The 26,190-nt window shown below is 66.8% G+C and carries 20 protein-coding genes and 1 pseudogene; 12 read left to right on the forward strand and 9 right to left on the reverse strand.

Annotated features, from left to right (window positions below; all coding sequences use genetic code 11):
* Nucleotides 1-1,719 (reverse strand): type II secretion system ATPase GspE, encoded by a 1,719-nt coding sequence (gspE, locus tag ACYVD7_RS01880; RefSeq protein ID WP_460758510.1) that lies wholly within the window; start codon nt 1,717-1,719, stop codon nt 1-3.
* A gap of 141 nt (nt 1,720-1,860) precedes the next feature.
* Here gspE and ACYVD7_RS01885 point away from each other — a divergent pair, with 141 nt between their 5' ends.
* The 3 genes and pseudogenes from ACYVD7_RS01885 to ACYVD7_RS01895 all read left to right on the forward strand — a co-directional run bounded on the left by ACYVD7_RS01885 (nt 1,861) and on the right by ACYVD7_RS01895 (nt 6,301).
* Nucleotides 1,861-2,520 carry a helix-turn-helix transcriptional regulator gene (locus ACYVD7_RS01885; protein WP_460758511.1) on the forward strand — a complete coding sequence of 220 codons (660 nt, stop codon included), beginning with the start codon at nt 1,861-1,863 and terminating at the stop codon, nt 2,518-2,520.
* 108 nt (nt 2,521-2,628) lie between these two features.
* Nucleotides 2,629-5,334: pseudogene (locus ACYVD7_RS01890) on the forward strand (HYR domain-containing protein); the annotation flags it as partial.
* 187 nt (nt 5,335-5,521) lie between these two features.
* Nucleotides 5,522-6,301 carry a PxKF domain-containing protein gene (locus ACYVD7_RS01895; RefSeq protein ID WP_460758745.1) on the forward strand — a complete coding sequence of 260 codons (780 nt, stop codon included), beginning with the start codon at nt 5,522-5,524 and terminating at the stop codon, nt 6,299-6,301.
* A gap of 75 nt (nt 6,302-6,376) precedes the next feature.
* Here the strand turns inward: ACYVD7_RS01895 and purL are convergent, their stop codons facing one another.
* The 3 genes from purL to xerD form a co-directional block, all read right to left on the reverse strand.
* Nucleotides 6,377-10,384: a phosphoribosylformylglycinamidine synthase gene (purL, locus tag ACYVD7_RS01900; RefSeq protein ID WP_460758514.1), complete on the reverse strand. Its 4,008-nt coding sequence runs from the start codon at nt 10,382-10,384 to the stop codon at nt 6,377-6,379.
* 292 nt (nt 10,385-10,676) lie between these two features.
* On the reverse strand, nt 10,677-11,543 hold the full coding sequence (locus tag ACYVD7_RS01905; protein WP_460758516.1) for a DsbC family protein: 867 nt from the start codon (nt 11,541-11,543) through the stop codon (nt 10,677-10,679).
* Nucleotides 11,544-11,752: 209 nt separating this feature from the next.
* The gene (gene xerD / locus ACYVD7_RS01910) at nt 11,753-12,706 is read right to left on the reverse strand and encodes a site-specific tyrosine recombinase XerD (protein ID WP_460758517.1); all 954 of its coding nucleotides are present in this window, start codon (nt 12,704-12,706) and stop codon (nt 11,753-11,755) included.
* Nucleotides 12,707-12,730: 24 nt separating this feature from the next.
* On the opposite strand from xerD, the gene ACYVD7_RS01915 reads away from it, so the two are divergent.
* Entirely contained in the window at nt 12,731-13,237 is a 507-nt protein-coding gene (locus ACYVD7_RS01915; protein WP_460758519.1) for an RDD family protein, read from the forward strand.
* Nucleotides 13,238-13,605: 368 nt separating this feature from the next.
* On the opposite strand, the gene lptG is transcribed toward ACYVD7_RS01915, so the two are convergent.
* Complete coding sequence (gene lptG / locus ACYVD7_RS01920; RefSeq protein WP_460758521.1) at nt 13,606-14,757, reverse strand: LPS export ABC transporter permease LptG; 1,152 nt, start codon at nt 14,755-14,757, stop codon at nt 13,606-13,608.
* Nucleotides 14,720-15,802 carry an LPS export ABC transporter permease LptF gene (gene lptF, locus ACYVD7_RS01925; RefSeq protein WP_460758522.1) on the reverse strand — a complete coding sequence of 361 codons (1,083 nt, stop codon included), beginning with the start codon at nt 15,800-15,802 and terminating at the stop codon, nt 14,720-14,722. The genes lptG and lptF overlap by 38 nt, the downstream gene beginning before the upstream one ends.
* Before the next feature lie 217 nt (nt 15,803-16,019).
* Between lptF and ACYVD7_RS01930 the strand changes: the two genes are divergently transcribed.
* The 4 genes from ACYVD7_RS01930 to ACYVD7_RS01945 all read left to right on the forward strand — a co-directional run bounded on the left by ACYVD7_RS01930 (nt 16,020) and on the right by ACYVD7_RS01945 (nt 21,157).
* Nucleotides 16,020-17,498 carry a leucyl aminopeptidase gene (locus ACYVD7_RS01930; RefSeq protein ID WP_460758524.1) on the forward strand — a complete coding sequence of 493 codons (1,479 nt, stop codon included), beginning with the start codon at nt 16,020-16,022 and terminating at the stop codon, nt 17,496-17,498.
* A 70-nt stretch (nt 17,499-17,568) separates the two neighbouring features.
* Nucleotides 17,569-17,994: a DNA polymerase III subunit chi gene (locus tag ACYVD7_RS01935; protein ID WP_460758747.1), complete on the forward strand. Its 426-nt coding sequence runs from the start codon at nt 17,569-17,571 to the stop codon at nt 17,992-17,994.
* 7 nt (nt 17,995-18,001) lie between these two features.
* Nucleotides 18,002-18,283 (forward strand): TMEM165/GDT1 family protein, encoded by a 282-nt coding sequence (locus tag ACYVD7_RS01940; RefSeq protein ID WP_460758525.1) that lies wholly within the window; start codon nt 18,002-18,004, stop codon nt 18,281-18,283.
* Between the two features lie 84 nt (nt 18,284-18,367).
* Nucleotides 18,368-21,157, forward strand: coding sequence for a valine--tRNA ligase (locus ACYVD7_RS01945; protein WP_460758527.1), 2,790 nt, complete (start codon nt 18,368-18,370; stop codon nt 21,155-21,157).
* A 169-nt stretch (nt 21,158-21,326) separates the two neighbouring features.
* Here ACYVD7_RS01945 and rimI read toward each other — a convergent pair whose 3' ends face one another.
* The 3 genes from rimI to pssA are packed head-to-tail and all read right to left on the reverse strand — an operon-like array spanning nt 21,327 to nt 22,950.
* A complete protein-coding gene (gene rimI, locus ACYVD7_RS01950; RefSeq protein WP_460758748.1) occupies nt 21,327-21,764 on the reverse strand; it encodes a ribosomal protein S18-alanine N-acetyltransferase in 438 nt (145 codons plus the stop codon).
* Nucleotides 21,765-21,808: 44 nt separating this feature from the next.
* A complete protein-coding gene (locus tag ACYVD7_RS01955; RefSeq protein WP_460758528.1) occupies nt 21,809-22,183 on the reverse strand; it encodes a hypothetical protein in 375 nt (124 codons plus the stop codon).
* A complete protein-coding gene (pssA, locus tag ACYVD7_RS01960) occupies nt 22,180-22,950 on the reverse strand; it encodes a CDP-diacylglycerol--serine O-phosphatidyltransferase (protein WP_460758530.1) in 771 nt (256 codons plus the stop codon). Before pssA ends, ACYVD7_RS01955 begins: the two co-directional genes overlap by 4 nt.
* Nucleotides 22,951-23,029: 79 nt before the next feature.
* Here pssA and ACYVD7_RS01965 point away from each other — a divergent pair, with 79 nt between their 5' ends.
* The 4 genes from ACYVD7_RS01965 (at nt 23,030) to ACYVD7_RS01980 (ending at nt 26,152) form a co-directional block, all read left to right on the forward strand.
* On the forward strand, nt 23,030-23,470 hold the full coding sequence (locus ACYVD7_RS01965; RefSeq protein WP_460758531.1) for a DUF4124 domain-containing protein: 441 nt from the start codon (nt 23,030-23,032) through the stop codon (nt 23,468-23,470).
* Between the two features lie 4 nt (nt 23,471-23,474).
* Nucleotides 23,475-23,777 (forward strand): DUF4124 domain-containing protein, encoded by a 303-nt coding sequence (locus ACYVD7_RS01970; protein ID WP_460758533.1) that lies wholly within the window; start codon nt 23,475-23,477, stop codon nt 23,775-23,777.
* Between the two features lie 201 nt (nt 23,778-23,978).
* Nucleotides 23,979-25,724, forward strand: coding sequence for a proline--tRNA ligase (locus ACYVD7_RS01975; protein ID WP_460758750.1), 1,746 nt, complete (start codon nt 23,979-23,981; stop codon nt 25,722-25,724).
* Between the two features lie 44 nt (nt 25,725-25,768).
* A complete protein-coding gene (locus ACYVD7_RS01980) occupies nt 25,769-26,152 on the forward strand; it encodes an H-NS histone family protein (protein WP_460758534.1) in 384 nt (127 codons plus the stop codon).
* The last annotated feature ends 38 nt before the right edge of the window (nt 26,153-26,190 follow it).

A 26,190-nucleotide genomic window follows, 5' to 3' on the forward strand; every position in this document is an offset into this window, starting at 1 on the left:
TCAGGCGTCCTCGGTCACGCGCAGCACTTCCTCGATCGTGGTCTCACCCGCCAGCGCCTTGGCAATGCCGTCCTCGTACATGGTGCGCATGCCGGCCTGACGCGCGATCTGTTCGATCTCGCCCATGCCGGCATGGCGCATCACGGCGCGGCGCAGCTCGTCGTTCATGACCAGGAATTCCATGATCGTGGTGCGACCGAGATAACCGGTCGGCGCGAGCGCGGAGCCTCGTGGGCGATAGAGGAAAATCTCGCCCTGCGGCTGGTACTTGCGCAGGCCGAACTTTTCGATTTCCTCGGGCGAAGCCGGATAACGCTCGGCATGCGTCAATTCGAGGCGGCGCACCAGACGCTGCGCGAGGATGCCGTTGATCGTGGACGTGAGCAGGTAGTCCTCCACGCCCATGTCCAGCAGTCGGGTGATGCCGCCGGCCGCGTTGTTGGTATGCAGCGTCGACAGCACCAGGTGGCCGGTAAGCGCGGACTGGATCGCGATGCGCGCGGTTTCCAGGTCGCGCATTTCGCCGATCATGATGATGTCCGGGTCCTGGCGGACGATGGACCTGAGCGCATGGGCGAAGTCGAGGCCGATCTGCGGCTTGGCCTGGATCTGGTTGATGCCTTCGATCTGGTACTCGACCGGGTCTTCGACGGTGATGATCTTGACGTCGGGCGTGTTGAGCTTGCTCAGCGCGGTGTACAGCGTCGTCGTCTTGCCCGAACCGGTCGGGCCGGTGACCAGCAGGATGCCGTGCGGTTGTTCCAGCACGTGCTGGAACTGCGGCAGGAAGTTGTCGGTGAAGCCGAGTTTCTTGAAATCGAAGACGACGGTCTCGCGATCGAGCAGTCGCATCACCACCGATTCGCCGTGCGACGTCGGCATCGTCGATACACGCAGGTCGAGCTCCTTGCCCTGCACGCGCAGCATGATGCGACCGTCCTGCGGCAGCCGGCGCTCGGCAATGTTGAGCTTGGCCATGATCTTGACGCGCGAGATCACCGCGGCGGTCAGGTTGGCCGGCGGGCTTTCGCCATCGATCAGCACGCCGTCGATGCGGTAGCGCACCTTCAGGCGGCTTTCGAACGGTTCGATGTGGATGTCGGACGCGCGCATTTCGACCGCGCGCTGGATGATCAGGTTGACCAGCCGGATGACCGGCGCTTCGGACGCCAGGTCGCGCAGGTGCTCGACATCCTCGAACTCGCCACTGCCCTCGCCTTCCGCCGTCTCGACGATCGCGCCCATCGCACTGCGGCCCTGGCCGTGCCAGCGCTCGATCAGGTCATCGATCTCCGAACGCAGCGCCACCAGCGGGCGGACCTCGCGCTGGGTGGCCAGGCGCAGGGCATCGAGGGTGTAGGCATCGTGCGGATCGGCCATCAGCACGTCGACGCTGCGCTCGGTCTCGGCCAGCGGGCAGGCGTGGAACTGCTTCATGAACCGGACGGTGAGGCTGACGCCTTCCGGCGGGAGTTCAGGGGCGTCCTTGACGCTCACCAGCGGCAGCTCGAGTACCGACGCGACGGTCTCGGCATGGTCGCGTTCGGACACCAGGCCCAGCCGTGTCAGCAGCGACAGCAGGTTGCCGCCGGCTTCTTCCTGCAGGCGCCGGGCGCGACCGAGGTCGGCCTCCTTCAGGCGGCCTTTTTCCAGCAGCGCGGCGACGATGCGCTCGTCGGTGCCCGGGTCGATGTTCGTGTCGTTGGCGACTGCGTTCACGTTCGTCCAGGCCTCTCCGGCCCCTCTGAGAACGCCGACTTTAACAGTTGACGAGGTTGCGACGGGTTACGGCCCACGCGCGGTCGTCATTGTGCCGTGGGACGCGGTATGGTCCGGTCAGGGTCGCTTTGGGGGAGAGCGATGGACGAGGGGACCGTACTTCGCCGTGTCGAGCGCCGCGTGCGCCGCGAACGGCATCCGGACCAGCTGCGCTGGATTGCGCAGGCACGCAGCCTCGCCGCTGCGCTGGATCTGTTGCGGCAACCGGTCGTCTTGCTGCTACCAGGCGAACCGATCCGGGTATGGCATGCCAACACGGCCGCTCGTAACCGCTTCAGCAGCGATCCCGAGTTGCAGATGCGGGACGGCGTGCTGATCGCAACGCCCGCATGCGCGCACGCGCTGGCACAGGCGATCCACCATGCAGCGCGACTCGGCCCCGGTCATCCCCAGCAACTGGTCCTGCCTTCGCGCTCCGGGCCGGCGGCCGCAACCGTGCAGCTCCTGGAGTTTGGCGCCAGCGCCGACCTGCCGGTATCCATGATGGTGATGTTGGAACTACGCGAATCGGCATCACCGCAGCGCGGCGTCCAATGCCTGTGCGACGAATTCCAGCTGACCCGAAAGGAAGCCGAAGTCGCGCTCGGCCTGTACTCGATGGGCTCGATCGAAGCGCTGGCGCGATGCACCGGCAAGTCCGTCCACACCATTCGCACCCAGCTCAAGGCAGCCATGCAGAAGACAAGCACGCATACCCAGGCGGGCCTGGTCGCCCTGATCGCCAACCGGCTGACCCCTTGACCACGACCGTTCGCCGCCACATACCCCAAATGGGTGATGACGGCCACGCAGCCCCCGCCTAGCGTCCGCGACAGGGGGCACCTAAGCGCCCCCTCACAGGGGGAACACATGAAACGCCTTTGGACGCCCAGGCCCGGCGTGAGCCTGCGCATTTCCGTCGCCGTCGTACTGGCTCTGCTCGCTACTCCGGCACTGGCCGCCACTTGCCCGGAAGTGAAGTTCGGCGGCCCCGCGTCCCTGACCATTCCCGACTTCACCGCCGTCAGCGGCGGTTGGACGCCGACGACGGCCACCATCAACGGCCAACCCTCGTCGCCGAAGACGAACCAGGGCGGTGTTTATCAGTGGACGCAGATCAGCGGGCCTGCAGGCACGCTCACCAATGCCGCCACGCCGCAGGTGCAGTTCACGGCGCCAGACGTGGGTGCCGCTGGCGCCACCGTGATGCTGCGACTGACCGTCACCGGTTGCGGTGGCAGCGCGAGCGACACCTACACCGTCAACGTCACCGATGCGCATGACATCGTGGTGAACGCAGCACCGCATGCTGTTGCGAGTGCGACTCCCGCCGCGCCCAACGAAGGCGCGACGGTGACCCTCAACGGCAGCGCCTCGTCCGATCCGAATGGCGATCCTCTCAGCTACAGCTGGCTCCAGATCGGTGGGCCGACGGTGACGCTGGCGACGCCGAACCAGGCGACCACCACATTCACCGCACCCAACGTCACAGCGACGACAACACTCACCTTCCGGCTGACAGTGTCGGATGGCGCGCTCTCGAATTCGAACACCACCTTCGTCAGCGTGGTCTGGACGAATGACCCTCCCGTCGCGGCACTGAGCTGTCCGCTCGAAGTGGACGAAGGCCAGGAACTGACCCTGGATGGCAGTGCCTCCAGCGACAACGACGACGGCATCGCTTCCTACCAGTGGAAACAGCTGGTCGGTTTGCCTGCAGTCACCGGGATCGAAAGCTGGAACACGGCGACGAAGACCTTCCATGCACCGCAATTGGGCTTCCAGCAGTCCGGGATCGTGCCGTTCAAGCTGACGGTGACCGATAACAGCGGCGCCAAGAGCTCGGCGGACTGCTCGATCTTCATCCACGACATCACCCACCCGGTTATCACCGTTCCGACCGACATCGTCGCGGAAGCGACTTCGGCCAGCGGCGCCAACGTCGGTGCAGCCCAGGGATATGTGGTGTCCGCCTTCGACGCCGTCGACGGCAATCTGCCGGTGGTCAACCTCACCAGCTACTTCATCTGCGAACCGCCGCTGGGTGCGTTGTTCGCACTCGACGCCGCGACACCGGTGCTGTGCAGCGCACTCGACTCGGCCGGCAACGAAGCGACCGCGGGCTTCTCGGTCAATGTGGTCGATACCACCGCGCCCACCATCAACGTCCCCTTGTCGTTCGCCGTGGAAGCCACGGGGCCCGATGGCGCCACCGCCGACTACGTGGCGAAATCGACGGATGCGGTCGATGGCGAACACGACGCGGTGTGTGCTCCCACCTCCGGCTCCGTGTTCCCCATCAACGCGCCCGGCCCGGTCACCACCGTCACCTGCAACGCGACCGACGCGCACGCCAACGTGGCCGATGCCAAAACCTTCGAGGTTGCGGTGCATGACACCACGCCGCCGGTCTTCGACCCGGCAACGCTCGCGGACGTGACCGAGGAGGCCACCTCGCCTGCCGGCGCCACGGTCAACTTCGCGCTGCCTTCGGCCAGCGATCTCGTCGACCTCGGCAACGTCGTCGTCACCTGTACGCCGGCGTCGCCGCACGTGTTCCCGCTGGGGAAAACCAGCGTCAGTTGCGATGCGGTCGACACGCGCGGCAACGGCAGCACAGGGGCTTTCAACGTCAACGTGCTCGATCGCACGCCACCGACGCTGCATCTGCCCGCCGACATCGTCGCCGAAGCAACCAGTGCCAACGGCGCGGCAGTCACGTTCGACGCGTCGGCCACCGACCTCGTCGATGCGGACGTGGATTTCAGCTGCTCGGCGGACTCTGGCGATACCTTCGTGCTGGGCCAGACGACGGTGAACTGCTCCGGCACCGACGCCGCGGGTAACACTGCCACTGGCAGCTTCACGGTCACGGTGCAGGACACCACCGCGCCTACGCTGCAACTGCCGCCCGACATCACGAAGGAGGCCACGGGACCGGCCGGCGCGACAGCGAGCTTCACCGTCACGGCTACCGATCTCGTTGATACGGACGTGGCCGTGAGTTGCTTGCCCAATTCCGGCAGCACCTTCGCCCTGGGCACCACGACGGTGAACTGCACCGGCACGGACGACGCCGGCAACATCGCCAATGGCAGTTTCACGGTCACGGTGGAGGACACCACCGCGCCTACGCTGCAACTGCCGCCCGACATCACGAAGGAGGCCACGGGACCGGCCGGCGCGACAGCGAGCTTCACCGTCACGGCTACCGATCTCGTTGATACGGACGTGGCCGTGAGTTGCTTGCCCAATTCCGGCAGCACCTTCGCCCTGGGCACCACGACGGTGAACTGCACCGGCACGGACGACGCCGGCAACATCGCCAATGGCAGTTTCACGGTCACGGTGGAGGACACCACCGCGCCCACGCTGCAACTGCCACCCGATATCACGAAGGAGGCCACGGGACCGGCCGGCGCGACAGCAAGCTTCACCGTCACGGCTACCGATCTCGTTGATACGGACGTGGCCGTGAGTTGCTTGCCCAATTCCGGCAGCACCTTCGCCCTGGGCACCACGACGGTGAACTGCACCGGCACGGATGACGCCGGCAACAGCGCCAGCGGCAGCTTCACGGTCACGGTGCAGGACACCACCGCGCCTACGCTGCAACTGCCGCCCGACATCACGAAGGAGGCCACGGGACCGGCCGGCGCGACAGCGAGCTTCACCGTCACGGCTACCGATCTCGTTGATACGGACGTGACCGTGAGTTGCTTGCCCAATNACGACCGCACCGACCCTGCATCTGCCTTCGAACATCACCGCCGAAGCGACCGGACCTGGCGGCGCCGCAGTGACATTCAGCGCCTGGGCGTCCGACATCGTCGACACGAGCGTGACCCTGAACTGCTCGCCGAATTCCGGCAGCACCTTCGCGCTGGGCACCACGACGGTGAACTGCACCGGCACGGATGACGCTGGCAACATCGCCAGCGGCAGCTTCACGATCAAGGTGCAGGACACCACCGCGCCGGTGATTTCTGCCCACGGCAATGTCAGTGCAACGGCGACAGGCAACTCCACTGCCTCGGTCAACTACGACCTGCCTACCGCCAGCGATCTGGTCGACGGCACGGTGCCTGTGAACTGCACGCCGCCGCCGGGCACGTTCAATGTCGGTAGCACGACGGTGACCTGCACTGCGCAGGACAGCCACGGCAACCAGGCGTCGCGCACGTTCTCGGTCGTGGTGGGCTATGCGTTCACCGGCTTCTTCCAGCCCGTGGACAATTCGCCGACGCTCAATTCCGTCAAGGCTGGCAGTGCGATACCGGTGAAGTTCAGCCTGGGCGGCAACCAGGGCATGGGCATCTTCCTGTCCAATCCGGCGTCGGGCGTCATCGCCTGTGGCACGACGGAAGGCGATGCGATCGAGGAGACCTACACCGCCGGCAACAGCAGCCTGCAATTCGACCCGGGCAGCAACCAGTACATCTACGTGTGGAAGACCGAGAAGTCGTGGGTGGGCCAATGCCGGATCCTGCAGGTCAAACTGAAGGATGGCACCACCAGGACGGCTCTGTTCAAGTTCAAATAAGCGGCTCGGAAGTCGTCCAAAAAAGAAGCCTGGCCGCAAGGCCAGGCTTCTTCGTTTTGCGATGGCGTGCCCCGATCAGCCGACCCACGCCCGCGCGTTGCGGAACATCCGCTGCCACGGCGAATCGCCGGTCGCCTGCGCGCCGGCATCCCACTCACGTGGCGCCCAGCTGAAGTTGGCGTTGCGCAGCGTGCGCTCCGGATGCGGCATCAGGATCGTCACGCGACCGTCGTCGCTGCTCAGCCCGGCGATCGAATGTGCCGAACCGTTCGGGTTGGCCGGGTAGCCGGTGGCGTGGCTGCCGTCGCCATTGACGTAGCGCAGCGCGACCGCGACGCGCGAGGCATCGCCGGTGGCGTCGAACGACGCGCGGCCTTCGCCATGCGCCACCGCAACCGGAATGCGCGATCCCGCCATGCCCTGCAGGAACAGCGACGGCGACTGCGCCACTTCCAGCAACGCGACGCGACCTTCGTACTGCTCGCTGGCGTTGCGCAGGAACTGCGGGAAGTGTTCCGCACCCGGGATCAGGTCCTTGAGCTGCGACAGCATCTGGCAGCCGTTGCACACGCCCAGCGCGAAAGTGTCATTGCGATTGAAGAACGCGGTGAACGCCTCGCGCAGCGCGGAACGCTCCAGCACCGACGTCGCCCAGCCGCGACCGGCACCGAGCACGTCGCCGTAGCTGAAGCCACCACAGGCAACGAAGCCGGCGAAGTCGTCCAGCTTGAAGCGGCCGTTGATCAGGTCGCTCATGTGCACGTCATACGCCGCGAAACCGGCGCGATCGAACGCGTAGGCGGTCTCGATCTGGCTGTTGACGCCCTGCTCGCGCAGGATCGCGACCTTCGGACGCGAGGCGAGGTTGACCGCCGGCGCACTTGGCGCCGGCGATTTGATGAATGGCGCGGCGACGTCTTCGTTGGCGTCGAACGTGAGCTTCGGCTTGAGGCCTGGCGCGCTGAAGTCGCGCGCGGCATCACGCTCCTGGTCGGCCGACTCGGGGTTGTCGCGCAGCTTCTGCATGGCGTGCGTGACCGACCACCAGGCGTCGAACAGTTCTTCCCAGCGCCACTGCGCCAGCGTTTCGCCGTCCTGGCGCACGCGGATCGTCGCGGCAGTAGTCGGCCTGGCGATGCGCTGGGCGCAGTCGATCAGGCCGTGGCGGGCGACGAGGTCGGCGAACTCGGCACGGTCTTCCGTCGCGATCTGCACGACGGCACCCAGTTCCTCGTTGAACAGCGTGCGCAGCGGATCGCTGCCGCGGTCGTCGCCCCAACCGTCGAGGTCGATGTCGAGTCCCACGTGCGAGGCGAACGCCATTTCCGCCAGCGTGGCGAACGCGCCGCCGTCGCTGCGGTCGTGATAGGCGCGTAGCAGGCCATGCGTGCGTGCATCGCGGATGAGTTCGAAGAAGGCGCGCAGGCGCTGCGGATCGTCGAGATCCGGCACCGCCGGATCGTCGCGATCCTGCGAGCGGCCAGCGAACGCGGGCAGGTCGCCGGCGGCGCGCTTTTCGGCCGCATCGGGGAAGCACTGCGCCAGGATCGAGCCTCCCATGCGTTGCTTGCCGGCACCCAGGCCGATCAGCCACAGCTCGGAATCCTCATCGCGCGACAGCAGCGGCGTGAGTTGCTCGCGCACGTCGGTCACCGGGGCGAACGCACTGACGATCAGCGAGACCGGCGAGACGGATTTATGCCCTTGCCCATCGTTGTGCCACTGGGCCTGCATCGACAGCGAGTCCTTGCCGACGGGGATGCTGAGGTCGAGCTCCGGGCACAATTCCATGCCGACGGCCTTGACCGCGTCGAACAGCAACGCGTCCTCGCCGGGGTGGCCAGCGGCGGCCATCCAGTTGGCGGACAACTTGATGCGGTCGAGCGACTCCACCGGTGCAGCGACGAGGTTCGTGATCGCTTCGCCCACGGCCATGCGCGCGGCGGCGGCGGCATCGAGCAGCGCGAGCGGAGTGCGCTCACCAATCGCCATCGCCTCGCCGACAAAACCATCGAAGCCCGCGAGCGTGATCGCGCAGTCGGCCACCGGCATCTGCCACGGGCCGACCAGCTGGTCGCGCGCGGTCAGGCCACCGACGGTGCGATCACCAATCGTGACCAGGAACTGCTTGGACGCCACGGTCGGATGCGCGAGCACGCGCAGCGCGGCGTCGCGCAGGTCCAGTCCGTTCCAGTCGAGCGCCGGCCACGGTGCGGCAGGCGGCTGCTTCGTGTCGCGGTGCATCTTCGGCGGCTTGCCGAAGAGCACGTCCATCGGGAAATCGATCGGCCAGTCGCGGCCGGCTTCGCGCGCGTTCTCGACCGTGGCGCCATAGCCAACGACGAGATGCTCGTCCGCGGTGGCATAGCCGACCACGGCAAACGGACAGCGCTCGCGCTCGCACAGTGCGGCGAATTCCGCGATGCGGCCCGCGGGCAGGCCCAGCACGTAGCGTTCCTGCGATTCGTTGCACCACAGTTGCATCGGCGACAGCGACGGATCGTCCTTGGGCACCTTGTCCAGGTCGATCACGCCGCCGACGCTGGAGTCGTGCAGCAATTCGGGGATCGCGTTGGACAGGCCCCCGGCGCCGACGTCGTGTGCGCTGACGATCGGGTTGTCGTCGCCCATCGCGACGCAGCGATCCAGCACTTCCTGCGCGCGACGCTCCATTTCCGGGTTGTCGCGCTGCACGCTGGCGAAGTCGAGGTCTTCAGCACTTTCGCCCGAAGCCACCGAGCTCGCTGCGCCACCGCCCAGGCCGATCAGCATCGCCGGTCCGCCGAGCACGACCACCGCATCGCCCGGGCGCAGCGAGTGCTTCTGCACCTGGCTGCGATCCATCGCGCCGAGGCCGCCGGCGAGCATGATCGGCTTGTCGTAGGCGCGGGTGAGCGCGCCATTGGAACCGTTGCCTTCCGAAAGCTCGAAGCTGCGGAAGTAGCCGGTGAGATTGGGACGCCCGAATTCGTTGTTGAACGCGGCGCCGCCGAGCGGACCGTCGAGCATGATTTCCAGCGCCGGCGCCATGCGCGGATTCAGCGCGCGATCGGTTTCCCATGGCTGCGGCAGCGTCGGGATGCGCAGGTGCGACACGGAGAAACCGGACAGGCCGGCCTTCGGGCGACCGCCGCGACCGGTGGCGCCTTCGTCGCGGATCTCGCCGCCATTGCCGGTGCTGGCACCGGGGAACGGTGCGATGGCGGTGGGATGGTTGTGCGTCTCGACCTTGATGCAGAACGCGGACGGCAGCTCGGCTTCGCTCGCGTACTGCTGCGTCGTGGGCTGCGGACGGAAACGTCGCGCCGGGTAGCCTTCGACCACTGCGGCGTTGTCGCTGTAGGCCGACAACGTGTACTGAGGCGTGGTCGCGTGGGTGTTCTTGATCATCTTGAACAGCGACAGCGGCTGTTCGCGTCCTTCGATCGTCCACGACGCGTTGAAGATCTTGTGGCGGCAGTGCTCCGAGTTGGCCTGCGCGAACATCATCAGTTCGACGTCGGACGGCTTGCGGCCCAGCTCGGTGTAGCGCTCGCGCAGGTAGGCGATCTCGTCGTCGGCCAATGCCAGGCCGAGGCGCTTGTTGGCCTGGTCCAGGTCGGCCAGCGCGATGCGTTCGAGTTCGCCACGCGCCGGCGTGGTGAACAGCGCGGCGGCATCGTCGCGCGCGGCGAGCAGCGACTGCGTCATCGGATCGTGCAGCAGCTTGGCCAGCGCACCTTGCGTCGGGGCGTCGGCCGGCCAGCCGGCCAGGTCGTAGCGCAGACCGCGTTCGACGCGCTTGATGGGTTGCCCCGCGCCCTGCAGCAGTTCGGTGGCCTTGCTGGCCCACGGCGACAGCGTGCCCAGTCGCGGGGTGACGAAGCGCGAAACCGCGCCCGCGGCCTGTGGCGCCTGCGCGGCGGCACCCTGGAGGATGCGGCCGAGGATGGCAGCGTCGGGTGCGGCACTGGTCTGGGGGACGACCCAATAGGTCCACCACACGCCGAGCAGGCGGATGTCGGGATGGACGGCTTGGAGACGGGCTTGCAGGCGTTCGCGGCGGAACGAAGACAGGGCGGAAGCGCCCTCGAGGACGATCATGTCCGGGGAACCGTGGTGTACGGGCCGGCTATTGTAGCGGGAGCGGCGATTCCGGGGCGAAGCGTCGTGGGGCGGCGTAGGGCGGGGCTCGACCCGCCGCGAACGGCCGAAGTCCACCGCCCCCATGCTTGAGCGCCAGGCAAGCAGCCGGGCTCCTGACCCGATGCAGCAATGCTGGTGCCCGGTGGTCGCCGGCCCCGGGAGTGACGGGCGAGACCCGCCCACGCAACGCGGGTCCAAAACGCAGAACGGGGGCCGAAGCCCCCGTTCCATCACTGCACCACAACCTGCATCAGCCGCCGGTGGACGCGACCGGATCGGTGGCGCCGGCCGGCTCGGCCTTGCCGCCGCCGGCCAGGCGGTCGAGCGCCTCGCGCAGGCGCTTGGGTTCGAGGTAGCCGCCCAGGGTGCTGCCGTCCTCGGCAATGATCATCGGCGTGCCGGTCAGGCCGGCGCGCTGGCCGACGTCGTACTGCATCGACACCGTGTTCTTGCAGTCGCGCGGCTGGATGCCCTTGTCGTTCTTGGCGTCGGTCAGGGCCTTCTTGCGGTCTGGCGCGCACCACACTGAGATCATCTTCTTGTGATCCTCGCTGCCCAGGCCCATGCGCGGGAAGGCGAGGTACTGCACTTCGATGCCCTGCTTGTTGTACTCGGCAATGTCGCTGTGCAGCTTGCGGCAATAGCCGCATTCCACGTCGGTGAAGACCGCGACGGTGTACTTCGGGTTTGCCGGCGCGAAGACGATGCGTTCGCTCACCGGGATGGTCTTGAGCAGCTCCTTGCGGATCGTGTCCATCGACGCTTCGCTCAGGTTCTTCTTTTCCTTCGTGTCGAAGAGCGCGCCGCCGCTACCGGGGACGAACAGGTAGCGCCCGTCGTCGCTGACATAGATGACCTGGCCCTGGACGATGGCTTCGCGGAAGCCCGTGAGCGGCGCGGCGCCGACGTGCTCGACGACGACGCGCGGGTTCAGCGAGCGCACGGCCTCGATCGCGCGGCCGTCAGGAGTGTTGGCAGCGGCCTTCGGAGCCGCGGTGTTGACGACAGGTGCGCCCTTGGCGGTTGCCGCCTGGGCACCCGGGGCGGTGCCGCCCGGTGCCTGGGCGCAGGCGGAGAGGCTGATCGCGCCCAGCAGGGCGAAGAAAGTGCGCTTCATGAGAGTCCTAGCGAGGGTGACCGGTGTTGGAGCGCCGGGATGCGGAAAGGTTCTTGAGATTGTCGCATGGGCACGACGGACGGACGTGCCATTGGTACGGAAGGCGCGACCGCACAGGCCCCCACGCGGTGACGCAGGTCGCACTCGGCACGCTTGTATGGGCGCCGGGGGGACACGCGACCCGGCCTCGACGAGGCGCGGGTCGTCGTTCATCCGCGCGGATGATGACGTGCGTGCAGTTGCTTGAGCTGTTCGCGCGCGACCAGCGTGTAGATCTGCGTCGTCGACAACGAGCTGTGGCCGAGCAGCATCTGCAGGGCGCGCAGGTCCGCGCCGTGGTTCAACAGGTGGGTAGCAAAACTGTGGCGCAGGCCGTGCGGACTGATCTTCACCGGGTCGATGCCGGCGATCGCGGCGTAGCGCTTCACCAGCTGCCAGAACTGCTGGCGCGAGGGCGGCTCGCCGCTGGCCTCCAGGAAAAGCGTCGGCAACGCGCGCTTGCCCGCCAACTGCGGCCGGGCGGTGGCCAGGTAGCTTTCCAGCCAGTGCTGGGCCTCCTGGCCAAGCGGCACCAGGCGCTCCTTGCTGCCCTTGCCGGTAACGCGCAGCACGCCCTGGCGCAGGTTGACGGCGGTGGCCGGCAGGTTGACCAGCTCGCTGACGCGCAGTCCGCATGCGTACATCAGCTCCAGCATCGCGCGATCCCGCAAGCCGTGCGCCGTCGAAGTATCGGGCGCCGCCAGCAACGCCTCGATCTGGCTTTCGCCGAGCGCCTTGGGCAAGGATTGCGGCAGCTTGGGCGGATCCAGCAGCGCCGTCGGATCGTCCACGCGCGCGCCCGAACGTACCTGATGGGCGAAGAACGCCCGCAACGCCGACAGCAGGCGCGCATTGCTGCGCGGCGAGTAGCCATTGCGGCTGCGCCAGGCGAGGTAATCGAACAGCGTGGCCCGTTCCGCGTGGGCCAGTCCGCCGGCCCGGCCTTCGCCCCAGCGCGCGCAGACTTCGAGGTCGCGGCGGTAGCTGTCGAGGGTCTGCCGCGCCAATCCGCTTTCCGCCCAGATCGCGTCGAGGAAGGTGTTGATTGCAGTCGCATCGGCATCGGGCAACGGCGGCAACGCCATCGCCTGCATGCGCCGTTGCGCGGGTGAGTGCGGGCTCATGGCCCAAGCTTATATGCTGGCAGGATGACTTCATCCCAGACGCCTTCGACCGCTGCAACTTCGAGTGCAGCGACACCCACGAAACCCGCCGCACTGACCGGCTGGCGCCTGCTCGCGCTGTTCTACGACCTGTGGCCGGTAGTCGCGTTGTGGATGGTGGTGTCGGCCGCATTCACCCTGGGCTACACCTTCCTGGGTCACCACGACCCGCACCAGAACATCCCCCCGTTCTCACCGCTGGCATGGCTGTTGTGGTTGTGCTGCTGGGTAGTCGCTGGCCTCTACGCGACGGTCAGCTGGCGCCGCGGCGGCCAGACGCTGGGCATGCGCCCGTGGCGGCTGCGCGTGATGACGCGCGAAGGCGGCGCACCTTCGTGGTCGCAGTTGTGGAAACGCTACGCGATGGGATCGCTGTCGCTGCTGGTCGCGGGCATGGGGTTCTGGTGGGCGTGGATCGACCGTGAACGCCTGGCGTGGCATGACCGGGCCAGCGGCACGCATTTGATTCGTCTGCCCAAGCAGCAGCGGTAAAGCATCCGGGCGCGCTGCATCGCGTCGCATCCAGCTGCGCTAGCCGACGAGGCCCGCGACCCACGCTCCGGGTCAGCGAAGCCATGCTCGAGCCTCGGGACACCACCGTGCTTTTCGCTTGAGGGGCCTCGTAGCGTTGTCGAAAAATCCCGGGGCGATCGCGGACCCGGAGCAAGCTCCGGGCGCGCAGCTCGGGGTGCCCTTCTCTTTAGTTACTTTGACCGAAGGGAATCCAGTCGGACTCTTGAGCAAACAAGAGAAAGTGACCCGCCAAGGGCGGAAGCTGTTGCTGTGGCTCCGCTTCAGAAGCGCATGACCACAGTCGTGAATGGCACCCACAGCTCACGCCTTCGCGACGACCGACCGCCCTACCCCGACCTGCGCTTGAACAGGAAATACGACACCGCCAGCATCACCACCGTCGGCAGGAAATACGCCAACCGGTAGTCGAAGTGATACACCTGCGCCAACCGCACGCTCTGCTGCTGCAGCAGCCAGAAGCCGAGCGAGAAAACGATGCCGATGAAGATGCGCTTGCCCAGCCCGCCACTGCGCAGGCTGCCGAACGCGAACGGGATCGCCGCCAGGCACAGCGCCAGCACGTTGAGCGGATAGAACCAGCGCTCCCAATAGAACACCTCGAACTCCGAAGCATCCAGGTCGTTGCGCTTGCGGTAATCGATCGCACTGCGAAGATCGCTGCTGGCGAGGTAGCGCGGGCTGTCGCTGCCGGCATTCAGGGCCACCGCATCCAGCTTGGAGGCCCACCGCTCTTCGGGCACCTTCACCTGCGTCGCCGACTTGGCCTGGAAACTGGTGCGGGTCACATCGCGCAGCAGCCAGCCACCCGGGCGGTGCTCGGCGATCTTCACCAATGCCAGCGACTTCAGCCGCCCGTCCTCGGCGAATTCATACATGCGCACGTCGCGCAGCTCGAGCCAGCGGTCGGTGCCGTTGTCGCGCTCCTGGCCGCCGTTGGCATTGATGATGACGTCGCCTTCGCGCGCCCACAGGCCCGAGTACTGGGCGACGATCATGTCCTTGGACTTGGACGACGCCTTCAGCGCATTGGCGCGGCGCTCGCCCGTGGGACCGGCGGTTTCGCCGCTCACCACCATCAGCAGGGTCAGCACCGCCAGCGACCCCGCCACGGCGATGCTCAGGCGCCGGCGCGACAGGCCCACCGCCCGCAGCGCGGTCAATTCGGACGAAGCCGCCAGCTGGCCCAGCGACATCAGCGAGCCCACCACCGCCGCATACGGGAACAACTGGTACGCGCGGCGCGGAATGGTCAGCACCAGGTAGAACAGTGCCTGCGCGACCCCGTAATTGCCCTTGCCGACGTCGCCGAACTCGCCGACGAAGCTCAGCGTCAGGTCCAGGCCCAGCAGCACGCACCAGGTCAGCAATACCGTGCCGAAGACGACGCGGCCGACATACAGGTCATGGATCTTGGGAAAGGGTCTCATCGCTACTCCGGCCTCACGCGCGCGCCAGTCGGGCCCGGCGCATGCGGCCATCGGTGAAATACAGCCATAGACCGATCGCCAGCAGCGGCAACAGCAGCCACCACAGGCCCAGCGCCGCGGCGATCTTGCCGTCCTGCAGCCACTTGGTACCCATCAGCATCAGGTCCATGCCGATCATGTAGCCGAGGAAACCGATCACCGCCTGCCCCAGCCGGCCCTGTCGCGGCATGCTGCGCGCCAGCGGGATCGCCATCAGCGCGAAGGCGAGCGTCAGCAGCGGCGGTGCCAGGCGACGGTGCAGCTGCGCGTTGGCTTCGATGCGCGGATCGGCCAACAGGCGGGCGGTGGACAGCATTTCCGGCTGGTTGGGGTCGTACTTGGCCTCGCCGACCGGCATGGCGACGTCGTTGCGCTTGTAACTGAGCAGGCGGTAGTTCAGGCCGGCGTCGCGCGGGCCTTCGACCTCGAAACCGTCGTTGAGGGTCAGGTAGCGATCGCCCTTCTCATCGACGGTGACCTCGCCGTTATTGGACGTGGTCACGTCGACGCGGTCGTCCTTCTGTCGATACACGAACACGCGATTGAACTTGCTGCCATCGGGCGACATGCTGCCGACAAACACCACGCCACCGCCGGGAAGTTCGGTGAACGCGCCCGGCTCCAGTCCCGCCACGATCAGGTTGCGGCTGGACTTGTTGATCATTTCCTTGGACAGCCGCTCCGCCCACGGCCCCAGCCAGAGCGAGCACGCGGCGACCACCGCCACCATCGGCACCACCAGCATCAGCAGCGGCCGCAGCATCCGCCGCGGACCGACGCCGATCGAGGCGATCACCGGCATCTCCGAGTCCCGGTACATCCGGCCGGCGCCCAGCATCAGGCCCAGCATCAGCGCCAGCGGCAGGATCAGCGGCAGCCAGTTGAGCGTCACCAGGCCCAGCTGCGGGAGCAGCATCCCGACCGGTACCCGGCCATTGGCCATGTCGCGGAGGACGTCGGTGAACACCCCGCCGAACGCCACGATCATCAGCACGACGCTGGCGGCGAAGGTGGACTGGGCAAATTCGCCGAACAGGTAGCGATCGAGCTTGGGCATCAGGGGGCTTTGCTAGACTTGGGGTTTGGTCCGACCGGTCGTGCGCCCATCACGGGCGCGGCACAGCCGGCGGGATTGTACGTGTTCCGCCGTAAGGGGTTCCGTCGTGCGGGTTCCAGCGGGGAATGTTCCCAGCGGCGGAACCCTGGTACGTAAATCCCGCTACGCGTGACTTCCGACCGGACTTCATCCCCCACTGCTCCTGAGAATCTGTTCGATGTCCCTCGAATTCGACCTGAACCACGCTGCCCCGGCGACCGTCGCCACCGATTGCGTGGTCGTTGGCGCCTATGCCGACAAGACCCTGACCGCCTCCGGCCAGGCCCTGGACGATGCCAGCGGCGGCCGCCTGCGCACCCTGCTCGAGCGCGGCGACATCAGCGGCAAGACCGGCAAGACCGCGCTGCTCCACGACCTGCCGGGCGTCACAGCGCCGCGCGTACTGGTGGTGGGTCTGGGCGAAGCGGCCAAGTTCGCCGTGCCGCAGTACATCAAGGCGATCGGCGATGCCGCCCGCGCGCTGAAGACCGGTCCGGTCACCAACGCACTGCTGACGCTGAGCGAAGTCGACACCAAGGGCCGCGACCAGGCGTGGAACATCCGCCAGGCCGTGATCAACGCTGATCACGCCTGCTACCGCTACACCGCCACCCTCGGTGCCAAGAACAAGGCGCGCGAGGAAACCGGCCTGAAGCACTTGTCGATCCACGGCCAGGACACCGTTGCGCTCGGCCACGGCAAGGCGATTGCCGCCGGTGTCGCTTTCACCCGCGAACTGGGCAACCTGCCGCCGAACATCTGCAACCCGGCCTACCTCGCGCAGCAGGCGCAGGAATTCGCCGCGAAGTTCGACAAGGCGTCCTGCGAAGTGCTCGACCGTGCGCAGATGCAGGAACTGGGGATGGGCTCGCTGCTCGCCGTCGCGCGCGGCTCGGCCAACCCGCCCAAGCTCATCGTGATGAAGTGGAGCAATGGCGGCGATGCCAAGCCCTACGTGATGGTCGGCAAGGGCATCACCTTCGATACCGGCGGCATCAACCTGAAGACCCAGGGCGGCATCGAGGAAATGAAGTACGACATGTGCGGCGCTGCCAGCGTGATGGGCGCGTTCGTGTCGACGGTCGGCATGCAGTTGCCGATCAACCTCGTCGTCATCGTGCCGGCGGTGGAAAACATGCCCGACGCCGATGCCTACCGTCCGTCCGACGTGATCACCTCGATGTCGGGCAAAACCATTGAAGTCGGCAACACCGACGCCGAAGGCCGCCTGATCCTGTGCGACGCACTCACCTACGCACAGCGCTTCGAGCCGCAGGCGCTGCTCGACGTCGCCACCCTGACAGGCGCCTGCGTGGTCGCGCTGGGCAAGTACGCGACCGGCCTGATGAGCAAGCACGACGACCTGGCCAGCGAACTGGCCGAGGCCGGCGAAAATGTCTTCGACCGCGCCTGGCGCCTGCCGCTGTGGGACGAATACCAGTCGCTGCTGGAATCCACCTTCGCCGACGTCTACAACATCGGCGGCCGCTGGGCCGGTGCGATCACCGCGGGCTGCTTCCTGGCGCGCTTCACTGAAGGCCAGCGCTGGGCGCACCTCGACATCGCCGGCGTGTCCAACGACGAAGGCAAGCGCGGCATGGCAACCGGTCGTCCGGTGGGCATGCTGAGCCAGTGGTTGCTGGATCGCGTGGCGTGACGTCTTTCGACTTGCGCGTCGCGATCCGCACGGCGGTTCGTGAAATCGAAACGCACTTGCGTTGACCGCGATGCCCCGCGCCGACTTCTACCTGATCGCCAAGGACCGGTTCAAGACGGAACCATTGCGCCTGGTGTGCGAGCTCGCCCGCAAGGCGCATGACGCCGGCCTATGGACGCTTGTGCTCGCGCGCGACGCCGCGCAGGCGGAGCGGCTGGACGATCTGCTGTGGGACATGGGCGATGACGTCTACATCCCGCACCAGATCGCCGGCGCGGACATGGACGAGGAAGAAGCCGCCGTGCTGATCGCCGCGCCCGACGCCGACGCGCCGATGCGACCGCTGGTGATCAACCTGCGCGACGCCGCGGTGGAAGGCGCGTTCGACCGCGTGCTGGAAGTGGTTCCTGCCGATCCATCGGCGCGCGAACCGCTGCGCGCGCGCTGGAAGCAGTACCAGGCACGCGGCCTGGACGTCACCAAGCACGACATGTGAGTTGCCGATGAAAGCGCTGATCATGATCTTCGTCACCGTGTTCCTCGCCGAGATCGGCGACAAGACCCAGTTGGCAACGATGCTGTTCTCCGCCGAGGGCCGCGTCTCGCCGATGCAGGTGTTCCTGGCGTCGGCCGCGGCACTGGTACTGGCCTGTGCGATCGGCGTGGTCGCCGGACAGGCGCTGGCGAAGTTCATCAGCCCGACGACGTTGAAGATCGTGGCGGGCGTCGGCTTCCTCCTGATTGGTGCCTGGACGCTGTATGGCGGGTTGAAGCCCGCGCCGTAGGGCGGGCCTTGGCCCGCCGCTCCAGGCATCAGACGAAACACTCGGCGGGTTGAAACCCGCCCTACACAGGCATTCCCTCCTCCCATGACCACCCTCTCCTCCAGCTACGACCCCACCCAGTTCGAAACCCGCCTGTACCAGCAGTGGGAAAGTAGTGGCGCGTTCGCGCCGACCGGACAGGGCGAGCCCTACACCATCCTGCTGCCGCCGCCAAACGTCACCGGCACGCTGCACATGGGCCACGCGTTCCAGCACACGCTGATGGACTCGCTGATCCGCTACAAGCGCATGAGCGGTTTTGACGTGTTGTGGCAGATGGGCACCGACCATGCGGGCATCGCCACGGAGATGGTGGTGTCGCGCAACCTCGCGATCGAAGGCAAGGGCGAGACGCGCGATTCGCTCGGCCGCGACGGCTTCATCGCGAAAGTGTGGGAATGGAAGCAGCAGTCCGGCGACACCATCGAACGGCAGATGCGCCGCCTCGGCACCTCCGGCGACTGGACCCGCAGCACCTTCACCATGGACCCGATGGCCGCGGACGCTGTCATCGAGGCGTTCGTGAAGCTGCACGAACAAGGTCTGATCTATCGCGGCCAACGCCTGGTCAACTGGGATCCGGTGCTGAAGACCGCGATCTCGGACCTGGAAGTCGTCAACGAGGAAGAAGACGGCCACCTGTGGTCGATCAGCTATCCGCTGACCGACGGCAGCGGCACGCTCACCGTCGCCACCACGCGCCCGGAAACCATGCTCGGCGACACCGCGGTGATGGTGCATCCCGACGACGAGCGTTATGCGCACCTGATCGGCAAAACCGTCACGCTGCCGCTGACCGGCCGCGAGATTCCGGTCATCGCCGATGCCTACGTGGATCGCGAATTCGGCACCGGCGTGGTCAAGGTGACGCCCGCGCACGACTTCAACGACTACGCCGTCGGCCAGCGCCACAAGCTGCCGATGATCAACATCTTCACGCCCGAGGCGATGACCAACGACAACGTGCCGGAGAAGTATCGCGGCCTGGATCGTTACGTCGCGCGCAAGGCCGTGCTCGCCGATCTGGAAGCCGCGGAACTGCTGGTCGAGACCAAGCCGCACAAGCTTCAGGTGCCGCGCGGCGATCGCACCAACCAGGTGATCGAGCCGTACCTGACCGACCAGTGGTTCGTGCAGATGGATGGCTTCGCCAAGCGCGGCCTCGAACTGGTGGAAGGCGCCGATGGAAAGCCCGGCGACATCCAGTTCGTGCCGCCGAACTGGATCAGCACCTACCGACACTGGATGGAAAACATCCAGGACTGGTGCATCAGCCGCCAGCTGTGGTGGGGGCATCGCATTCCGGCGTGGTACGACGAAGCGGGCAACTTCTACGTCGGCCGCAGCGAAGCCGAAGTCCGCGCGAAGCATTCGCTCGACGCCGATGTCGCCCTGCGCCAGGACAACGACGTGCTGGAGACCTGGTTCTCCTCCGCTCTGTGGCCGTTCAGCACGATGGGCTGGCCGAACGAAGCGCTGATGTCCGAGCGTGGCTACGATCGCTATGTGCCGTCGTCGGTGCTTGTCACCGGCTTCGACATCATCTTCTTCTGGGTCGCGCGCATGATCTTCATGACCGACCACTTCACCGGTCGCGTGCCATTCAAGGACGTGTACATCACCGGCCTGGTGCGCGACGCGCATGGACAGAAGATGTCCAAGTCGAAGGGCAATGTCCTCGACCCGATCGACATCATCGATGGCATTTCGCTCGACGACCTCGTCGCCAAGCGCACCGGCGGCTTGATGCAGCCGAAGATGGCCGAGAAGATCGAGAAGGCGACGCGCAAGGAATTCCCGGAAGGCATCCCGGCATTCGGCGCCGACGCGCTGCGCTTCACCATCAGCGCGCTGGCCGGCCACGGCCGCGACATCAAGTTCGACCTCGGTCGCGCCGAAGGCTACAAAAACTTCTGCAACAAGCTGTGGAACGCGACGCGCTTCGTGCTGATGAACACCGACGGCGCCAGCTTCACCGGCGCGCCGCAGCCAAAGACCGATGCCGAACGCTGGATCCTGTCGCAGCTGGCGAAAACCGCCGCCGAAGCCGAGCAGCATTTCGCGTCCTATCGCTTCGACCTGCTGGCGCAGGCGCTGTACGAATTCGCCTGGAACAACTTCTGCGACTGGTTCGTGGAATTCGCCAAGCCGGCGCTCAACGGTGACGACGCAGATGCGGCCAACAGCACGCGCCACACCCTGCTGTACGTGCTGGAACGCCTGTTGTCGCTGCTGCACCCGCTGATTCCGTTCGTGACCGAGGAGCTGTGGCAGGCGGTCGCGCCGAAGCTGGGCATTGCGGAGCAGACGATCATGCTGCGTCCGTATCCGCAGGCGGGCGATTTCGCAGGCGCTGACTACACGACCGCCGAGGCCGACGTGGAATGGCTGAAGGCGATGGTTTCCGCACTGCGTCGCGTGCGCAGCGAGCTCAACGTCGCACCGTCCAGGCTGGTGCCGCTGCTGCTGGCCGAAGGCACCGATGCCGATCGCATTCGCGCCCAGCGCTTCGATTCGCAGCTGCGCTTCCTCACGCGACTGGAGCGCATCGACTTCATCGCCGACGCCAAGGATGCGCCTGCATCGGCACCGGCCGTGGTGGGTGAACTGCACCTGCTGGTGCCGCTGGAAGGCCTCGTCGACCTGTCGGCCGAGCGCACGCGCCTGGACAAGGAAATCGGCCGCGTCGCCGGCGAGAAGGAAAAGAGCGAGACCAAGCTCGCCAAGTTCACCGACAAGGTGCCGGCGGCGGTGGTGGAACAGGAACGTCAGCGTCTGGTCGACTGGACCACGCAGCTTGAAGGCCTGACCGCCCAGCGGGCTAAGCTGGGCTGAGCCGCCGGAAGTTGGTAGGGCGGGTCTCGACCCGCCGCCAGCGAGCCGAGACATCGCGAAGGCGGTTTCGACCCGTCATTGCAAACTGGGACGCTACGAAGGCGGGTCAAGACCCGCCCTACGAGGCTATCAGCCGCCCGCGCGGCTTCCACGATTCCGCGGCCTGGAGTCAGTCGAGGGCGGGCAACAACTCCATCGCCATCACCAGCGCGTCCTCGCGCCCGTCCTTCGCAGGGTAATAGCGCGGGCGACGTCCGATCTCGTTGAAGCCCTCGTCGTGGTACAGGGCGATGGCGTGCACGTTGGACGGCCGCACCTCCAGGAACACCCGCGCCGCGCCGCGACCGCGCGCGATCTGCATCAGCGCATGCAGCAGGCGGCGTCCGTAACCATGTCCCTGCATCTCCGGGGCGACGCACACGTTGAGCACGTGCGCCTCGCCTGCCGCGATCGACATGAGGAAGTAACCGATGATGCGGCCCTCGTCGTGCAGCACCCACGCCGGGTAGTCCGCGCGCAGGCAGTCGCGGAAGATGCCCACCGTCCACGGGAATTCATACGCACGCACCTCGATCAGGTGCACGGCGACCAGGTCGTCCTCGCGCATGGCCCGGAGCGACGCCGGTGATGTGGCTTCGATCGTGCGCGCGTTCACGAGCGCGCCACCTTGCGCAGGGCGCGCAATACGGGCCAGAGCGCCCGGCGCGCGCGCGGGTTGCCGCGCAACGTCGCCAGGTCGGGCAAGGCGGCACGCAATCCCTCGTCTTCCGGCTCCCGCTTCGCGGCATGTGCGAGCGCGCGCAGGAGTGCGTTTTCCAGTGCAATTGGAGTCGCCTGACGCTGCGGCGTCGAAGGCCGCGCCGTAGGAGCCCGTGTGCGCACATCAAGCCCGGCCTGCTCGGCTGGCGTCCCGTCCCGCGAAGGCGCAGCCACCACATCCGCGGCCGACCCCAGCACCATCACGTCGTGCCCGAGCTCGCGCAGCCACGCCTGCTGCTGCCCGCTCCACGGCGAAACACCGCTCACGCGGCCGACTCCGCGGGTAGCCGCCGCAACTTGCGCCAGAGCCAGTAGCCCGGACCGGAGAGCGCGTACAAGGTGGTGATCGCGAGCAGCACCGTCGGCGGATCAACGGCGATGGCTACCAGCACCGCAAGCACCACCACGATCGCCAGGAACGGCACGCGGTCGGTATGCGGACCACCGCCCTTGAAGCTGAAGTAGCGCATCCTGCTCACCATCAGCAAGGCCGCGACGACGGTCACGGCGAGCGCGACATAGCGCAGGTCCTCGCCGTCGAAACCGTTGTCGTTGCAGGTCCACACGAAGGCCGACACCAGCCCCGCCGCCGCCGGGCTGGCCAGCCCGATGAACCAGCGCTTGTCGACCACGCCCACCTGCGAGTTGAACCGTGCCAACCGCAGCGCCGCGCACGCGGCATACAGGAACGCCACGATCCAGCCGAGCTTGCCCGGCACCACGCCGTCCAGCCGCGTGGACGACAGCGCCCAGTGGTACATCACCAGCGACGGCGCCAGGCCGAAGCTGATCAGGTCGGCCAGCGAGTCGTACTGCATGCCGAACTCGCTCTGGGTATTGGTCAGCCGCGCGACCCGGCCATCGACGCCATCGAGGATCGCGGCAACGAAAATCGCGATGCAGGCGTTCTCGAAATGCCCCTGGGTCGCCGCGATGATCGCGTAGTAACCGGCGAACAGGCCGCCGGTCGTGAACAGGTTTGGCAGCAGGTAAATGCCGCGATTGCGCGGCCGCGGGGTAGGCAATGGGTCCATGTGGGCAGTTTAGCGCTTGCCTGCGGCGGGCACGGGTGCTGCAATCGGGGTCTGCCCGCTGCATGACCGGAGTTCCGACGTGACCAGCCGCATCCCCGCTACACCCGCACGAACCGCTCGAGCTGCCCACAGCAGCCGGATCGGCCCGACCCTGCTCCTGGGCCTGTGCACCCTCGCCTTCGCGTGCCCCGCCTTCGCCGGCAAGGTCTACCAGTGGAAGGACGCCAACGGCGTCTCCCACTATTCCGACTCCGCGCCGCCTGAGCAGGGCTACAAGAACCGGCAGATGAAAGACGGACCGGCAGCCCCGGTTGCCGATGCCAAACCCGCCGAGAACGCCGCCTGCACCAAGGCCCGCGGCAACAAGGCGAACCTCGACAGCGGCGTGGCTGTCGGCATCGATGCCAACAACGATGGCAAGGCCGACCGCGAACTCACCAAGGACGAACGCGCCCAGCAGGTCGCCTGGGCCGACGCCATGATCAAGACCTCCTGCACCCCGGCTGCCGCCAAGCCCTGAGCGCATGCGCCTGTTCTGGGCCATCGTCGCCGGCGGACTAATCGCCGGCCTTGTCGCGTGGTGGACCTCGCGCGACACGCCCGAGCAGGCCGCCGCCAAGCGCGAACGTGCCGAGAAAGCGGCCGCCGCGCAGGCCGAGGCCGCCCGACCCAAGCTCTATCGCTGGCGCGATGCCCAGGGCCGCCTGCAGGTGAGTACGGAGCCGCCCAAGGGCCACAAGTACGAAACCATCGACATGGCGCCGAAGGACGGCATCGAGGTCCACGGCGAGCGTTCGACCGAGCTTCCGGACAATCCACCGCAGTAGTTCCGCGTTGCCAGTCGGCGGTCAGCGCCTGTCGGATTGAGAACCCCCGCTCATGATGTCCCCACTCATCCTGAGCGCAGGTCCGCAGGCCCGAAGTCGAAGGACGAGGCGCCAAGGCCGGAATGCCCGCAACTACGCAGCCGGCCAACCCGCGCAGCGCATGGCAAAATGCCGGCCTCTCTACGCGTGAAGCCCCCACTGATGCGCCTGTCGCGGTTCCACCTCCACACCAGCAAGGAAACCCCCGCCGAAGCCGAAATCATCAGCCACAAGCTGATGCTCAAGGCCGGCATGATCCGCAAGCTCGCCGCTGGCCTGTACACGTGGAGTCCGCTGGGCCTGCGTGTGCTGCGCAAGGTTGAGAAGGCGGTGCGCGAGGAGATGGACGCCGCCGGCGCGATCGAACTGCTGATGCCGACGATCCAGCCGCAGGAACTGTGGGAGGAAACCGGTCGCTGGGAGAAGTTCGGCGGCCAGCTGCTCAAGATCAAGGACCGCAAGGAAGCCGGTTACTGCTACGGCCCCACCGCCGAGGAAGTCATCACCGACTTCGCCCGCAGCGAGCTGTCCAGCTACAAGCAGCTGCCGGTCAACTTCTACAACATCCAGACCAAGTTCCGCGACGAGATCCGCCCGCGCTTCGGCGTGATGCGCGCGCGCGAATTCCTGATGAAGGATGCGTACTCGTTCCACCTCACGCAGGACGACCTCGCCCGTGAGTACCGGAACATGTACGACGCCTACAGCCGCATCTTCCAGCGCCTGGGGCTGAAGTTCCGCGCGGTGTTCGCCGATACCGGCGCGATCGGCGGCAGTGCCTCGCACGAATTCCACGTGCTGGCCGATTCGGGTGAGGACGCTATCGCCTTCTCGAGCGGTTCGGACTACGCCGCGAACGTCGAACTGGCCGAAGCCGTATCGCCGGGCGCACGCCCCGCCGCAACCGAGGCGATGCGCAGGATCGACACGCCCATGCAGAAGACCTGCGAGGACGTCGCCGCGCTGATGGGCATCGCGTTGCAGCGCACGGTGAAGTCGGTGGCGCTGATGGGCGTCGACGGCGAAAACGCACCGCAGTTCGTGCTCGCGCTGGTCCGCGGCGATCACGTCGTCAACGAGATCAAGCTGGCCAAGCTTGCCGGCATGGGCGACTACCGCCTGGCAACCGAAGGCGAGATCGACGCGCACCTGGGCAGCGAACCGGGTTTCCTGGGACCGGTGCTCAGCGGCGGCGCCACGAGCGCCGCCGGGGCATCGAAGCAGCCGATCCGCGTCATCGCCGACCGCAGCGTCGCCGCGATGGCCGACTTCGTCGTCGGTGCCAACGAGAAGGGTTACCACCTCGCCGGCGTGAACTGGGGTCGCGACCTGCCCGAAGCGCATGAAGTCGCCGACATCCGCAACGTGGTCGAAGGCGACGCCTCGCCCGACGGCCACGGCACGCTGGGCATCGCGCGCGGCATCGAGGTCGGCCACGTGTTCCAGCTCGGCCGCAAGTACGCCGAAGCGATGGAGTGCACCGTACTGGACGAAACCGGCAAGGCCGCAATCCCGCTGATGGGCTGCTACGGCATCGGCGTGTCGCGCATTGTCGCCGCCGCGATCGAACAGAACTTCGACGCCAACGGCATCGTCTGGCCGGACGCGATGGCGCCGTGGCAGGTCGCCGTGTGCATGATCAATCCGAAGAATGACGCGACCGTCACCGAGGCCGCGGAAGCGCTGTACCGCGAACTCAACGCCGCCGGCATCGACACCGTGCTCGACGACCGCGGCCTGCGTCCGGGCGCGATGTTCGCCGACATCGAGCTGATCGGCATCCCGCATCGCGTGGTGGTATCCGAACGCGGCATCGCCGCCGGTTCGTTCGAATACCGCCACCGCCGCGCGAGCGAAGCCGAGAACCTGGACCACGCGGCGTTGCTGGCGCGGCTGGGCGCGGCATAATCGGGCCAGACACAATCCGCATTCCACCGTAACCCGGAGGTTTCATGTCGATCGACATCAACGGCCTGTCCGCGAAGGAACTGGACGCGCTGATCAACCAGGCGAAGAAGCGCAAGACGACGCTGATCAAGCGCAAGCCGATCGCCGCCGTCCGCAGCAAGCTGACCGCACTGGCGAAGGCCGAGGGCTACACGATCGCCGAGCTGTTCGGTGGCGCAACCGCAACCAGGCCTGCAGCGTCGAAACCGACCGCTGCTGCGTCGAAAGCGCGCAAGACGACCAAGGGTTACAAGCTGGGCAAGGTGGCGCCGAAGTATCGCAACCCGGCGAATACGGCCGAAACCTGGGCCGGGCGCGGCAAGCCGCCACGCTGGCTCTCGGTCTACCTGGACCAGGGACGCAAGCTGGATGATTTCCTGATCGGATAACCGTCGCACGCAACACAAAACGCCGGCCTTCGCGCCGG

It is taken from the genome of Lysobacter fragariae (genome assembly GCF_054779775.1).